General features: G+C 68.6%; 17 protein-coding genes. 10 read left to right on the plus strand and 7 right to left on the minus strand.

Going from position 1 to position 12986, the window contains the following annotated elements; genetic code table 11:
• Positions 1-68: 68 nt before the first annotated feature.
• Complete coding sequence (locus tag ACGFNP_RS06650) at positions 69-836, plus strand: SAM-dependent methyltransferase (protein ID WP_393315603.1); 768 nt, start codon at positions 69-71, stop codon at positions 834-836.
• Between the two features lie 49 nt (positions 837-885).
• Here ACGFNP_RS06650 and trxA read toward each other — a convergent pair whose 3' ends face one another.
• Together trxA and ACGFNP_RS06660 are read right to left on the minus strand one after the other, a co-directional pair.
• Positions 886-1260 carry a thioredoxin gene (gene trxA, locus ACGFNP_RS06655; RefSeq protein WP_358326583.1) on the minus strand — a complete coding sequence of 125 codons (375 nt, stop codon included), beginning with the start codon at positions 1258-1260 and terminating at the stop codon, positions 886-888.
• Between the two features lie 124 nt (positions 1261-1384).
• Positions 1385-1972 (minus strand): TetR family transcriptional regulator, encoded by a 588-nt coding sequence (locus ACGFNP_RS06660; protein ID WP_358326580.1) that lies wholly within the window; start codon positions 1970-1972, stop codon positions 1385-1387.
• A 94-nt stretch (positions 1973-2066) separates the two neighbouring features.
• Between ACGFNP_RS06660 and ACGFNP_RS06665 the strand changes: the two genes are divergently transcribed.
• The 3 genes from ACGFNP_RS06665 to ACGFNP_RS06675 all read left to right on the plus strand — a co-directional run bounded on the left by ACGFNP_RS06665 (position 2067) and on the right by ACGFNP_RS06675 (position 3261).
• A complete protein-coding gene (locus tag ACGFNP_RS06665; RefSeq protein ID WP_393315606.1) occupies positions 2067-2615 on the plus strand; it encodes an alcohol dehydrogenase catalytic domain-containing protein in 549 nt (182 codons plus the stop codon).
• Positions 2539-2802: a hypothetical protein gene (locus tag ACGFNP_RS06670; protein WP_393316648.1), complete on the plus strand. Its 264-nt coding sequence runs from the start codon at positions 2539-2541 to the stop codon at positions 2800-2802. Before ACGFNP_RS06665 ends, ACGFNP_RS06670 begins: the two co-directional genes overlap by 77 nt.
• Positions 2803-2886: 84 nt before the next feature.
• Positions 2887-3261 (plus strand): hypothetical protein, encoded by a 375-nt coding sequence (locus ACGFNP_RS06675; protein WP_358326574.1) that lies wholly within the window; start codon positions 2887-2889, stop codon positions 3259-3261.
• On the opposite strand, the gene ACGFNP_RS06680 is transcribed toward ACGFNP_RS06675, so the two are convergent.
• A complete protein-coding gene (locus ACGFNP_RS06680; RefSeq protein WP_358326571.1) occupies positions 3223-3921 on the minus strand; it encodes a helix-turn-helix domain-containing protein in 699 nt (232 codons plus the stop codon). The genes ACGFNP_RS06675 and ACGFNP_RS06680 overlap by 39 nt on opposite strands.
• Positions 3922-4018: 97 nt before the next feature.
• On the opposite strand from ACGFNP_RS06680, the gene ACGFNP_RS06685 reads away from it, so the two are divergent.
• Positions 4019-4960, plus strand: coding sequence for an SDR family NAD(P)-dependent oxidoreductase (locus tag ACGFNP_RS06685; protein ID WP_393315610.1), 942 nt, complete (start codon positions 4019-4021; stop codon positions 4958-4960).
• Between the two features lie 49 nt (positions 4961-5009).
• Positions 5010-5669, plus strand: coding sequence for a class I SAM-dependent methyltransferase (locus ACGFNP_RS06690; protein WP_393315613.1), 660 nt, complete (start codon positions 5010-5012; stop codon positions 5667-5669).
• A gap of 201 nt (positions 5670-5870) precedes the next feature.
• Here ACGFNP_RS06690 and ACGFNP_RS06695 read toward each other — a convergent pair whose 3' ends face one another.
• A complete protein-coding gene (locus tag ACGFNP_RS06695) occupies positions 5871-7553 on the minus strand; it encodes an ExeM/NucH family extracellular endonuclease (RefSeq protein ID WP_393315616.1) in 1683 nt (560 codons plus the stop codon).
• Positions 7554-7758: 205 nt separating this feature from the next.
• On the opposite strand from ACGFNP_RS06695, the gene ACGFNP_RS06700 reads away from it, so the two are divergent.
• Entirely contained in the window at positions 7759-9093 is a 1335-nt protein-coding gene (locus ACGFNP_RS06700; RefSeq protein ID WP_393315619.1) for a pentapeptide repeat-containing protein, read from the plus strand.
• 14 nt (positions 9094-9107) lie between these two features.
• On the opposite strand, the gene ACGFNP_RS06705 is transcribed toward ACGFNP_RS06700, so the two are convergent.
• Positions 9108-9554, minus strand: a complete 447-nt coding sequence (locus ACGFNP_RS06705) for an SRPBCC domain-containing protein (protein ID WP_393315622.1) — start codon at positions 9552-9554, stop codon at positions 9108-9110.
• The gene (locus ACGFNP_RS06710) at positions 9547-9879 is read right to left on the minus strand and encodes a metalloregulator ArsR/SmtB family transcription factor (protein WP_358326555.1); all 333 of its coding nucleotides are present in this window, start codon (positions 9877-9879) and stop codon (positions 9547-9549) included. Before ACGFNP_RS06710 ends, ACGFNP_RS06705 begins: the two co-directional genes overlap by 8 nt.
• A 93-nt stretch (positions 9880-9972) precedes the next feature.
• On the opposite strand from ACGFNP_RS06710, the gene ACGFNP_RS06715 reads away from it, so the two are divergent.
• Positions 9973-10635 (plus strand): permease prefix domain 1-containing protein, encoded by a 663-nt coding sequence (locus tag ACGFNP_RS06715; RefSeq protein WP_393315625.1) that lies wholly within the window; start codon positions 9973-9975, stop codon positions 10633-10635.
• Here ACGFNP_RS06715 and ACGFNP_RS06720 read toward each other — a convergent pair.
• Complete coding sequence (locus ACGFNP_RS06720; protein ID WP_219534206.1) at positions 10619-10954, minus strand: PadR family transcriptional regulator; 336 nt, start codon at positions 10952-10954, stop codon at positions 10619-10621. The genes ACGFNP_RS06715 and ACGFNP_RS06720 overlap by 17 nt on opposite strands.
• Before the next feature lie 104 nt (positions 10955-11058).
• Between ACGFNP_RS06720 and ACGFNP_RS06725 the strand changes: the two genes are divergently transcribed.
• Positions 11059-12210 carry a cytochrome ubiquinol oxidase subunit I gene (locus tag ACGFNP_RS06725; RefSeq protein ID WP_358326549.1) on the plus strand — a complete coding sequence of 384 codons (1152 nt, stop codon included), beginning with the start codon at positions 11059-11061 and terminating at the stop codon, positions 12208-12210.
• A 7-nt stretch (positions 12211-12217) separates the two neighbouring features.
• Positions 12218-12982 (plus strand): cytochrome d ubiquinol oxidase subunit II, encoded by a 765-nt coding sequence (locus tag ACGFNP_RS06730; protein ID WP_358326546.1) that lies wholly within the window; start codon positions 12218-12220, stop codon positions 12980-12982.
• Positions 12983-12986 lie beyond the last annotated feature (4 nt).

The raw sequence follows: 12986 nt of genomic DNA on the forward strand, positions 1-12986 counted from the left end.
ATGCCCGGCCGCCATCTCCTAGGATCACCCTGATAAAGGTGAAAAATCCTCAACTCTCGGGAGAGATCGTGGACAGGGCCCCGGATGGCGTGGACCCGAGCGTGCCCAACATCGCCCGGATGTATGACTACTTCCTGGATGGCAAGGACAACTTCGCCGCCGACCGGGCCGCAGCCGAGCAGATCTTGACGCTGTTCCCCGGCACCCGGGAGTCCGCCAGGGCCAATCGGGCCTTCCTCCGCCGGGCCGTACATCATCTGGTCGAGTCAGGCATCGAGCAGATCGTGGACCTGGGCGCGGGGCTGCCCACCCAGGGCAACACGCATGAGATCGCACCCGAGGCGCATGTCGTCTACGTCGACTACGACCCCGTGGTGTGCACGCATGGGCGGGCCCTGCTGACGGGCGCGCAGGTGGACTTCGTCGAGGCCGACATCAGGGACACCGGCGCGCTGCTGGAGGTCCTGGGCGAGACGATCGACTTCGGCCGGCCGGTGGCGTTCCTGATGCTGGCCGTGCTGCACTTCCTCCCCGACGAGGCCGCGTACGGGATCGTCGGCAGGCTCCGTGACGCCGGTCCGGCGGGCAGTTACCTGGTCGTCAGCCACGCCGTGGACGCCAAGCCGGACACCACCCCGCAGGCGCTGGAGATCTACGAGCGCGCGACGGCCGCGCTCAACCTCCGGACGCCCGAGGAGATCGCCCGCTTCTTCGACGGCTACGAACTGGCCGAGCCCGGCCTGGTCTACCCCCAGGAGTGGCGCCCCGACACCGACGAACCGCTGCTTGAGGCCGCCACCAACGTCGGCTACGCGGGCGTCGGCCGCAAGCCCTAGCAGGCGCACAAGAAAAGCCCCGCTGATGCGGCGGGGCTTCGTGGTGCGGTCAGTTCTGCTCGGCGCTCTTCAGCTCCTCATTGAGCTCGGCCCTGATCGCCTCCATGTCGAGGGCGCGGACCTGGCTGATCAGGTCTTCGAGCGCGGGCGCCGGGATCGCGCCGGGCTGCGCGTAGACCACGATGCCGTCCCGGATCGCCATGAGCGTCGGGATCGAGCTGATGTCGAAGCCCTGGGCGAGCGCCTGCTCCGCATCGGTGTCGATCTTGCCGAAGGTGATGTCCTCGTGCTTGTCGGACGCCTTCTCGAAGATCGGCCCGAACATCTTGCACGGGCCGCACCATTCGGCCCAGAAGTCGAGCAGGACAATCCCCTTGTCGGCGATGTCGTTGAAGTTCTTCTCGGTTACCTCGATGCTCGCCACCAGTGGCTCCTCGTATCGTCGAGTGAAGTCGGTATGTCATCTCAAGGTGCAAACCTGTCAACCACGTACCCGCCACCAGCATTCCATGTCCACAGCCCGGGCGGCCCACGTCACACCCACGCGGTCATGAACCGGTCGTCACGGCGCGCCTGACACTCTCGCGGAGCAGGGCGCGACGCCGCTCGTGCAGCTCCGGGGGCTCCTCGGCGGTGGCGGCGTAGACGTTGCTGACCGGTGACCAGGCCATGGACATCGCGATGACCATGGCCATCACGTCGAACGGGTCACCCGGTCTGACGATGCCCGCGGCCTGCGCCTCGGCGATCGCGTTCAGCTTGTGGTCGTTGAGACCGTCGGCCTCGACGAGGTGACCGGCGGGGCGTCGCTCCAAGCGTGCCCAGGTGGCCAGCCGGATGAGGTCGGGGCGGCGGAGGTATTCGTCGTAGAGGCGCACGGCCCAGTCCGCGAGGTCGGTGGCGTCGATCGGGACGACGTTCACGATCCGCTCCAGCGAACCGAAGAAGATGGCGTCGAACAGCCCTTCCTTGCTGCCGAAGTAGGCGTAGAGCTGCGCCTTGTTGGTGCGTGCGGCGGCCACGATCCGCTCGATGCGCGCCCCGGCGATCCCGTACTCGGCGAACTCCCGGGTCGCGACGTCGAGGATGCGACCGCGCGTCGCGACGCCACGGGAGGTCAGAGGCTGATCGACCATGCGGCCAGGCTATCAAACAGAACAGTCGGTTTGCTTAGCGGTCGGCCCATGGCTAGTCTCAAATAGACCGAACAGTCTGTTTAAAGGAGTCGACATGAGGACCACAGTGGGCTGGCGAGCGGACGGCCCCGCGACAACGTTGCGGCGGGTGTCTCTCGAACGGCGCGACCTGCGTCCTGACGACATCGCGGTACGTGTGGACTATTGCGGCGTCTGCCACACCGATCTGCACGCCGTTCACGCCCATACCGGTGAGAGCAACGCGGTCCTGGTGCCGGGCCACGAGTTCACGGGGGTGGTGACCGAGGTCGGGTCCGAGGTCACCCGTTTCACCGCCGGCGACCCGGTCGCGGTCGGCAACATCGTCGACTCGTGTGGCGTGTGCGCCATGTGCCGGGCCGGCCAGGAGAACTTCTGCCACGAGTTCCCGACCCTGACCTACGGTGGCACCGACCGCCACGACGGATCGACCACTTTGGGGGGCTACTCCCGCGAGTACGTCGTCCGCGACCAGTTCGCCTATCTCCGCCCCCCACGATCTCGGCCCCTACCTGCGACTCGTTGCCATGGACGGGACGCTCAGCCACGTCGGCCACCTCGGACCGGTCACCGTGCAGATCACCGAACTGCTCGTAGGACGTAAGAAACTCAGCTCCGCGGGCAGCGGTGGCCGGCCCGCGACCGCCGCCATGCTGGACTTCTGCGCCGAGCACGGCATCACCGCCGACATCGAGCTTCTCCCCTCAGCGCGAGTGAACGAAGCCCTCGACCGCCTCCAGCGCAACGACGTCCGCTACCGCTTCGTGCTCGACCTGTCCGACCTGTCCTGAACGGGCTTGTGGGCACACGCTTTCTGCCAGAAGATCGATTCCCTGAACAGCTCCACCGGCTCGTCCGTCCGGAGAGGAAGCGCTGTGGGCATCGATCGACATCCGCTGAGTGATCTGGAGAGATCTCTCGTCACCGTCGCCGGCGAATACGGCTTCCAGCTCACGCACGTGGTGAAGTACTACTGCGAGCTGGAACAACCCGACCGAGGCATAGTCGTCTACCTCGACCGGAAACGCACGCCGTCGAACGTGATCGCGGTGCTGATCCATCCGGAGACCGACCTGGCCCGGCTGTTCGACCTGATGGGGGCGACGATCCCCGCCGACTTCAGGCATGGCACGAACATGCGCCGATTCCCGAAGAGGCTGCACACCGGCAAGCAGCCGATCACCTACGGATACTCCATCGAGTGTGATGATTCAGGCGTCTTCGGCCGCCTGCTCCATCGTCTCGCTTGACGCCGGACCCGCCGGCGACATGGCACCGATGCTCTCCGCGCCCTCCTGCCTTCCGGCGCGCAGGGCGTCCAGCAGGTAGTTGAGCAGACGTTCGACCTGATCGGCGTCCAGGGCCGCCATGGCCGCACCGTGCGCGGCGACCAGGACGTCCAGTGGCTCAACGCCCTGCCGGAGTAGGCCGTCCCGTACCCCTGCGTCGAGGAGCCGGCTCACCGCGTCGAGCGCACGGACCCTGGCGCCCGGGAAGGCGACGGCGTTCGCGCCGGTCGCCGCCGTGGCACCGCGGCTTGGGCCGCATGGCCTGGCCGGCGGGGTCGTTGCGCGCCGCAGAGCCTGCGCGAGGCCGTGCTTGGCGGTCAGGTAGTCCACCCATCGTCCGAGCCAGAGGCGTAGCGCCTCGTCCGCGGGCATCGTGCCGAGCACCTCGTCCGCCGAATCGCAGACCCGCGCGAGCTCGCTCGCGTGCGCGGCCTCGATGAGGTCCTCTCGCGTCGGGAAATGCCGGTACAGGGTGCCGATGCCCACGCCGGCCTCTTTCGCGATGCCTTTCAGCGAGGCCCCGGGACCTTCGCGGGCAAAGGCGCGGGTCGCGATCCGCAGGAGCCGTTCACGGTTCGCCCGGGCATCGGCTCGGGGCTGTCTGGGGTCCTTCGCGGCCATTGATCGCTTCCTGGGAGTATGTAACCGGAGCCGGGTCCGCTTATAGTGGAGCTAACCGGACCCGACTCCGTTTAATCCTATGCGAAGGAACATCCGCATGAACACCGACCACGTCACGACCCCTTTCGGACCGGCCACGACCGCCGAGGAGACCGTCGAGGGCGTCGACCTGTCCGCCAAGAAGGCCATCGTGACGGGAGCGTCGTCGGGAGTCGGCGTGGAGACCGCGCGGGTGCTCGCCAAGGCCGGCGCCGACGTCACCCTCGCGGTCCGCGACACCGCCCAGGGCGAGAAAGTCGCCGCCGGCATCATGGCGTCCACCGGAAACGCGCGCGTGCACGTCGCGTTCCTGGACCTGTCGGCCCGCGACTCGATCGACGCCTTCGTCGCCTCATGGCGGGGTCCGCTCGACATCCTGGTCGACAACGCCGGCATCATGGCCACCCCCGAGCGGCGCACCGCCGAGGGCTGGGAGCTGCAGTTCGCCACCAACCATCTCGGCCACTTCGCCCTCACTGTCGGACTGCACGACGCCCTCGCGGCCGCCGGGCACGCCCGCGTCGTCGTGGTGAGCTCCGTGGGCCACGTCAACGGGGACATCATCTGGGACGACATCAACTTCGAGCACCACCCGTACGACGAGTGGAAGGCCTACAGCCAATCCAAGACGGCGAACATCCTGTTCGCCGTCGAAGCCGCCAGGCGCTGGGCCGGCGATGGCATCGCGGTCAACGCGCTCAACCCCGGCCGCATCTGGAGCACCGGCCTGTCGCGGCACATGTCCGCCCCACCCGCATCATTTGAGCCCGAATCCAGCGACGGCGTGACGGTCAAGAACATCGCCCAGGGTGCGGCCACCTCGACCCTCCTGGCCGCCTCACCCCTCGTCGAAGGCGTGACCGGACAGTACTTCGAGGACTGCCGACCGGCCGCTCCGCACACACCCGGACTCCGGCGCGGCTTCGCGTCATACGCCGTCGACCCCGACGCCGCCGCCCGCCTCTGGCAGGTGTCCGTCGCCATGATCGGCAACGCCTGACGCTCCCGCTGCACCGGCGCTTGTCGGTGTCGGCTGGCATGATCTGCCGATGACGGAAAACAGTGCTTTGATCGCATCGTTCTGGGATGCTTCCGCCGTTTCCTTCGACGAAGAGGCCGATCACGGCCTTCGGGAGCCCCATGTCCGAGCGGCGTGGGCAGAACGCATGCGCTCGTGGCTGCCTCCTTCACCCGCCGATGTCCTGGACCTGGGGTGCGGCACCGGCTCGTTGTCCTTGCTCCTCGCCGAGCAGGGCCACCGGCCGATCGGGGTGGATCTGGCGCCGCTGATGGTCGAACAGGCCCGCCACAAGCTCACGGAGGCCGGCTTCGATGCCGTGATGATGGTAGGCGACGCGAGCAGCCCGCCCGCGCAGGCGGGAACGTCCTTCGACGTGATCCTGTCCCGTCACCTGCTGTGGACCTTGCCCGCCCCCGAAAAGGCGCTGCGCCGATGGGTCGATCTGCTGCGTCCTGGCGGGCGCCTGGTGCTCATCGAGGGCCGCTGGGCAACTGCCGAACCGAGTGAGGACCACTCCTATCCAGGAGAAACCGCAGGGATGCCGTGGATGGGCGGGGTCGAGGCCGAGCGGCTCATGCAGGCGCTGCGACCGATGGTACGGACTTCGCGCGTCGAGCCACTGCTCGATCCCGCTCTGTGGGGACGGTCCATCCAGGACGAGAGAAATGCCGTTGTCGCCTTCGCGTAGCCACCGCGTTTCTATCGCAGATGGCTCACCGAAGCGATCTCTATTGCGAGGTCCAGGAGGCCGCTCGGCCTGCAGAAGCCCGAGCTCCGTCAACCCGGGATCACCCGGTTGTCGCGTCTTCTCACCATGCTGGACCAGATAGAAGACCGGATCACGTCCGTGGCGGCCCGCGCGGTGTGCGGGCCGCCCGTGACGAAGGGGTCAGCGGCCCGGCAGCGTGAGGCCGAGGACGAGCGGGTCGTGGTCGGAGGAGCGGAAGGCGTCCGGCTTGTACAGGGACGGCGGGTTGTACTCGGTGTTGTAGTCGAGGATGCGCGGCTCGTCCGAGTTGATGTGCCAGATCGTCGCGCTGGTGACCCGCTTGAGCAGTTGCCGGCCGACCAGTGCGTGGTCGAGCTCTCCGGCCAGTCCGTCGAACAGGTAGCTGTACCGCAGCGGTGCCGGCACGAACTTCTTGGTCACGCTGGTCAGCCCGCCCGCCTCCAGCGTGTGGATCGGGTCCTCCTCGCCGTAGGCGTTGAGGTCGCCGAGCACCACCGGGTTCGGCAGGTCCTTCACCAGCGCGAGCAGCGTCTCGGCCTGCTTGACGCGGGTGGCGTTCCAGCAGCTCTGCCCGTCGCCCTGGTTGGCGTCGGGGCCGCTGGACGGGCAGGTGCCCTTGGACTTGAGGTGGTTGACGACCATGGTGAACGACTGGCCGCCCGCCGTCCGGCGGAACGTCTGGATCAGCGGCGGCCGGCTGAACACCGCGTCCTGCGACGCCTGCGGCGCGCCGACGGGTGTGAGCTTGGCGGGCTTGTAGATCAGCGCGACCTGGATGGCGTCCGTGCCGGGGTACGGGTGCTGGAGCGCCGCGTACGTACCCGCGCCGACCTCGGCGTTGACCGCGTCCACGAGTGCCTGGAGCGCCGTCTGGCCGTTGTTCTCGACCTCCATGAGGGCGACGGCGTCGGCGTTGAGGCCCTTCAGGGCCGCCACCAGCTTGGCGAGCTGCCGCTTCTGCTCCTCGGCGTTGGTGGCGCCGCGCGAGCCGAGGGTGGTGAACCAGTTGAGTGTGTTGAACGAGGCCACCTTGACGTTGCCCACGACCGGGAACGGCCGGGGCAGCCGCGGGTTGGTGTTGTGGTAGTTGATCGGCTTGGTGGGTTGCAGGCGGTAGGTGCCGAATCCGTAGCCGAGCACGCCGGTGATGCCCACGGCCAGGTCGCCGGTCCGTACGATCGGCGGCAGGGTGGCCGGGTTCTCCCTGCTGGAGCCGTCGTCGATGAGCAGCGAGCGGCGCGCGTTCAGCGCCGCGTCCACGCCGGGCCGGTCCGTCGGCTGGAACAGCCGCCCGCCGGAGGAGACGGTGACCTCGCCGTAACGGCCCAGGTTGTAGTGCTCGCTGACGGTCAGCGGCTGCGGGAAGGTGAGCAGCATGTTCTCGACGGGCTCCCGCCCGTCACCCGGCAGTTTGTACGGCTGAGCCGCCACCGACCCGGTGCCGCAGACGTCGACCGCGGTGACCGGAGACAGCTCCGTCCACCCGTTGTACTCCGTCACCTTGCCGGTCACGAGCACCCGGTCGCCGACCGCGACGTCCTTGAGCGTGTCGCGGGCGTAGGCGAACAGCCCCTCGGAGGTCTTCGGGTCGGCGTCCGGCTTCGAGTCCTGGAAGAAGAAGCCGCTCAGCTGGTCACCGCGCTGGAAGTCGCCGGTGACGACGCCTTCGACGGTGACCGTCTGCCCGGCCAGCGGGCTGGCGTCGCCGTCGCCCTGCACCTCCGCGATCCGCCGGCTCGGCGGTGTGTCACACGCCGTGGCCGGTGTGGCGAGCGCGGGCGTGGCGGGGAGGGCGGCGGCCACGACGAACGCGACGAGAAAAGCTCGGCTTAAAACATGCATGACCGGCACTTTAGAGCTAATTGCGGTCACATATTTCCACATGAAAGTGGCCAGAACATTAAATCATCCAACCTTGACATTGGGTGCTACCGGGTATGAGGACTGCATGGACTGGGTCACCTGCGCCTCTTCGGCAGCCTGCATGGGAATCGCCCGCCAGCCGTACGACCGATGCCTGGCACACCTGCAACCAGACGAAGTCGCCGTGACACTCGACGAAATTACCCCCGGACGCCTGCTGGACCTGCGCGGCACGCCGATCAACGGCCCACTGCTCGCCAGGATCATCGAGGCGACGGGCGGCAGACCCGGCCGGGCCCGGCTGGACCGGGTCACGTTCACCGGTGACGTGCGGCTGTCCGGCGTGACGTTCACCGGTGACGTGTCGCTGGACGGCGCCAGGTTCGAGCGGCTGGCATCGTTCTTCGGCGCCCGCTTCGAGGGCAACGTGTCGCTGGCCGGGGCCGGATTCGCCCGCGAGTTGTCGTTCCACGGCGTCCGAGTACGCGGCCACCTGTCACTGGACCGGGCGGTGATGTCGCGGGACGCGCTGTTCAGCCAGGCCGTGTTCGGTCACGGGCTGTCGTGCGAGCGGGCCAGGTTCGACGGCTACGCCACGTTCGACGGGGCCATGCTGGGCGACGGCGCGAGTTTCCGCAGCGCCAGGTTCGGCCGGACGCTGTCCTTCCGCAAGGTCACCGGCCACGCCAGGTTCGACACGGCGCACTTCGCGGCCGACGCCTATCTCTCGGCCACCGGCCGGCTGTCCGCCTCGCGGGCGCGCGCCGACGGCGCCTTCGACGTGGCCGTCGCGTCCGGCCGGGTGGACCTGCGGCGGATCGAGGTCACCGGCGGGGCGACGATCCGGCTCACCGACTCCCAGGCCGACCTGGAGGGCGCGGTGCTGCGCGGGCCCGCGATGGTGACCGGGCGCGGCTGGTCCACGCTGACCTCGCTGCGCCACGTCGACGCGGCCGACCTGGCGCTGTTCGGCCTCGACCTGTCGGGGTGCCGGTTCGCCGGGCTGGCCCGCCCGGCCGCGGTCCGGGTCAAGAACTGCACGTTCGCGCTGACTCCGCGAGGGGTGCGGGTGAGCCTGCGCTGGCCGATGCTGCGCTGGTTCTCCCGGCGCAGCGCGCTGGCCGACGAGCACACGATGCGCGGCTGGACCACCCCCGGCGACAGCCCTGCTCGTCATCCGGCCGCGCACGACCGTCCGACGGCGCTCGATCCGCCCGCCGGGCCCGATCGGCTGACGGCGCCCGACCGGCTGGCCGCCCTCTACACCGGGCTACGCGCCCAGGTCGACGACGTCGACACCTCGGCCGACTTCGCGTTCGCGGCGATGGAGATGCGCCGCCAGGCGGGTCGCCGGTGGCTGTTGTCGCTTTCGTGGCTTTTGTGGGGGTACGGCATGCGGATGGGCCGGGCGGCGGCCTGGCTCGCCCTGCTGATGGCGCTCACCGTCGGCGCCGTCTTCTGGACGTCGACCTCGCACGCGGAGCGCGCCGCCGACCCACCGCCCGCCGTACACCACTAGCTCGCCGTACACCCCTAGAGCGTGTCGAGGACCTCGGCGATCGCCGCGAAATGGGAGGAGCGCCAGCCGGCGTCCATGATCTTGCGGGCCAGCTGCTGCATCGCGTCGTCCGGGTCGAAGCCTTCGTGGTCGAGGAAGAGCCTGGTGCCCTTTCCCTCGGGCTCCAGGCGCCAGGTGACGGTCCAGTCGGCGTTCTTTCCGTCGGTCCAGCTGATCTTCAGTCTCTTCTCCGGCTCCAGCTCCAGCACCTGGCAGTAGACGACGCCCTCGAAGTCGGTCTGCTTCACGGGTTTGGTGGTGAAGGTGAACCGGTGCCCGACCTCCGGCTTGAAGTCGTTGGGCATGAGCCAGCGGGCCACCAGCTCCGGCTCGGTCAGGGCCCGCCACACCTTCGCGGGCGGATGCGCGAGGAACTGGTCCATCCGGATCGCGCGCCGATCGTGCGTCGTGGGTTCAGGCATCGTCGTCTTCCATCTCGTCCAGCAGGGAGTTCAGGTTGGTGAGCCGCTCTCTCCAGAAGCGTTCGTACGGCGTGAGCCAGTCACGGATCTCCATGAGCGGCGCGGCCTCCAGCCGGTAGAGCCGTTCCCGGCCCCGCCGGGTCTCGGCCACCAGGCCGGCGTCCTTGAGCACCTTGAGATGCTCCGAGACGCTGGGGCGGCTCATGTCGAAGCGTTCGGCCAGCCGCCCGGCCGGCTGCGTGCCCTCGTCGAGCAGCAGGCGCAGCAGCTCTCGCCTGGCCGGGCTGGCCAGCGCGGTGAACACATGGTCGGCGGATATGTGCATGTCGGCCACTATACGTAGGAATTTCCCTACATATCAAGGCATCGGGGGGATCCCTGATTACACAGGAGGATCTCCCTCCGTAAGATAAGGGGCATGCAGATCGACGACTACGTGGCCGAACTGGGCGAAGCCCTGTGCGGGCCGCCGGGCCACAAGCGCGACCTGGTCGTCGAGGCGCACGACAGCCTGACCGACACCGCCGACGCGCTGGAGGCCGAGGGTCTGGCCCGGGCCGAGGCCGAGCGGCTGGCGGTGCGGGAGTTCGGCGCGATCAGCGAGATCGTGCCGAGCTACCAGCGGGAGCTGACCGCCGCGGCCGGCCGGCGGCTGGGCCTGCTGATGCTCATCAGCCTGCCGATCATCGTGCTGATGTGGGCGGTGGTCTGGCGCTTCTACCCCACCACCGCCCTGGCCGCCTGGGTCGCCAGGCCAGACTGGTACGACACCGCCTCGCGGGGGCTCGACATCCTGCAACTGTCCACGGGCCTGTACGGCGGGCTGTCGCTGTTCGCGCTGGGCCGGGGCACCCGGTGGATCCGCAGGCCGCAACTGGTGACCAAGTGGCTGGGAATCATCGTCTGGCTGATGCTGCCGGTGACCGTGGGGCTGGGCCTGCTGCTCTCCTACGGGGCCGACATGCAGGAGAGCGCCCAGACCTTCCTGCCCGCCGTCCTCGCGAACCTCGTGACGGCGGCCTTCTGGGGCCTGCAGCTCTACGGCGCGACCCGCTGCCTGCGCGTCAGCCGGACTGCCTGACCCCCGGCTGCAGCACGCCACCGATCACACTCGCGAACTCGGCCCAGGCCGACCGCTCCCCTTCCAACTGCTTCCGCCCCGAATCGGTCAGACGGTAGGTGCGCCGCCTGCGCCCGCCGACCGTGGCCCACTCGCTGGCCAGGTAGCCGATCCGCTCCAGCCTGCGCAGCGCCGGGTAGACGGTGCCGGTCGGCACGTTGAGCGCGCCCCCGCTGCGTTCTTGCAGGGCCTCGATGATGGCGTAGCCGTGCAACGGCTCGCGCTCCAGCACGGAGAGCAGCAGAGCGTCCATATGGCCGCGCAGCGCGTCGGGGTTCATGGCTCCGATCCTAGATAACGCTTCATTGAGTAGCCAGTCTACAGGTAGGCCGTCTATATGTAGACTGTCTATAGGTAGACAGACACAATGAAGGGGGTCGGCGCATGGAAGCGCTGGAACTGGCCCGGTTGCAGTTCGCGGTGACAGGAAGCCTGCACTTCCTGTTCGTCGTGCTGACGCTCGGGCTGGCGCCGCTGGTGGCGATCATGCACACGCGCTGGGTGCTGGCGGGCAAACCGCTGCACGAGCGGCTGACCAGGTTCTGGGGCCAGATCTATGTCATCAACTACGCGCTGGGCGTGGTCACCGGGCTGGTGATGGAGTTCCAGTTCGGGCTCTCGTGGAGTGGGCTGTCCCATTACGCGGGCGACGTCTTCGGTGCTCCGCTGGCCATGGAGACGCTGGTGGCGTTCTTCCTGGAGTCGACGTTCCTCGGCCTGTGGATCTTCGGCTGGGGGCGGCTGCCCAAAGGGGCGCACCTGGCGTGCATCTGGCTCGTGACGCTCACCGCGTACGCCAGCGCCTTCTTCATCATGGCGGCCAACTCCTTCCTGCAGAACCCGGCCGGAGCCCTCGTCAGCGGCGACCACCTGGAGCTGGTCGACGTCGGCGCGCTGTTCACGAACAAGACGCTGGTCTTCTCCTTCCCGCACGTGATCGGGGCCGGGCTGTTCACCGGGGCCATGGTGCTGGTCGGGGCGAGCGCCTACCAGCTGCGCCGCCGTACGTCCGAGGTGGAGTTCTTCACCAAGTCGCTGCGTACGGGCGTGACCATGGCCTCGATCGGCATCTTCCTGACCATCGGCTTCGGCTACGCGCAGTTCGCCGGCATCCAGGACGGCAAGTTCAAGGGCGACTCGGGGGCGGTGCCGCTCGGGTTCATGATCGAGATCGGGCAGCTGCTCGCGCTCGTCGTGCTGTTCCTGATGCTGCCGCTGATCCGCTTCCTGCCACGCTGGCGGTGGACGCATCCGCTGCTCATGCTGATGACGCCGCTGCCGTTCGTGCTGGCCATCATGGGCTGGCTGGCCAGGGAGCTGGGGCGGCAGCCGTGGATGGTCTGGGAGAAACTCACCGTCGCCGACGCCATGACGCCCGGCCTCACCCCGCCGATGATCACGGGGTCGCTGGTCGCCTTCGCGGCCGTGCTGGGGCTGCTGGCGCTCGTCGACTACGTCCTCATCGCCAGGGTGGTCCGGCGCGGGCCACGTGACCTCGACCTCGGCGCCGTCCGCGAACCCGCGCTGACCTACTAGGAGTGAGATGGAACTGATCTGGTTCGCCTGCTTCGCCCTGCTGCTGGCCGGATACTTCGCGCTGGAGGGCTTCGACCTGGGGGTCGGGCTCCTGCTGCCGGTGCTGGGCAGGTCGGTCTCCGGCCGGGACCGCATGGTGGCGGCCATGGCCCCGTTCGTGCTGGCCAACGAAGTGTGGCTGGTGGCGGTCGCCGGAGTGCTGTTCGGTGTCTATCCCTCACTCGAGGGCGAGGTGCTGTTCGGGCTGTATCCGGTGGTGGTGGCCATGCTGCTGTCCTGGATCCTGCGGGACACCGGGCTGTGGTTCCGCCGCAGGGCCGAGGGCACGGCCTGGCGGGGCTTCTGGGATGCGATGATCACCCTCGGCTCGCTGGGGCTCTCGTTCGGCTGGGGCGTGGCCCTGTACGCGGCCGCCACCGGGTTCGGCTCGTCCCTGCTGAACCCGGTGGGGTTGATGCTGGGCGTGGTGGTGACGTTGCTGTTCGCCTTCCACGGCTGGACGTTCCTGGCCTGGCGCTCCCCCGGCCTGGCCGGCGCCACCCGCTCGGGCCGCTCGCTGGCCCTGTCGGGGGCGGTGGCCGCGCTCCCCGCTGCCGGGGTGCTCCTGGGCAGCATGCCGTACCTGCTGGAGCACACCGCGCCGGCCGGGACGCTGAATGTGCTCAGTGTCATGGCGCTGCCGTTCGCGCCGATCGTGGTCGCCGCGCAAGTATGGGTGTGGCGCACTTTCCGTCCTGGTAAGAACGCCGTCCGGATCCCGTCGTTCTTTTGAGGGC

The sequence above is a fragment of the Nonomuraea sp. NPDC049269 genome, from assembly GCF_043197155.1.
GTDB lineage: Bacteria > Actinomycetota > Actinomycetes > Streptosporangiales > Streptosporangiaceae > Nonomuraea.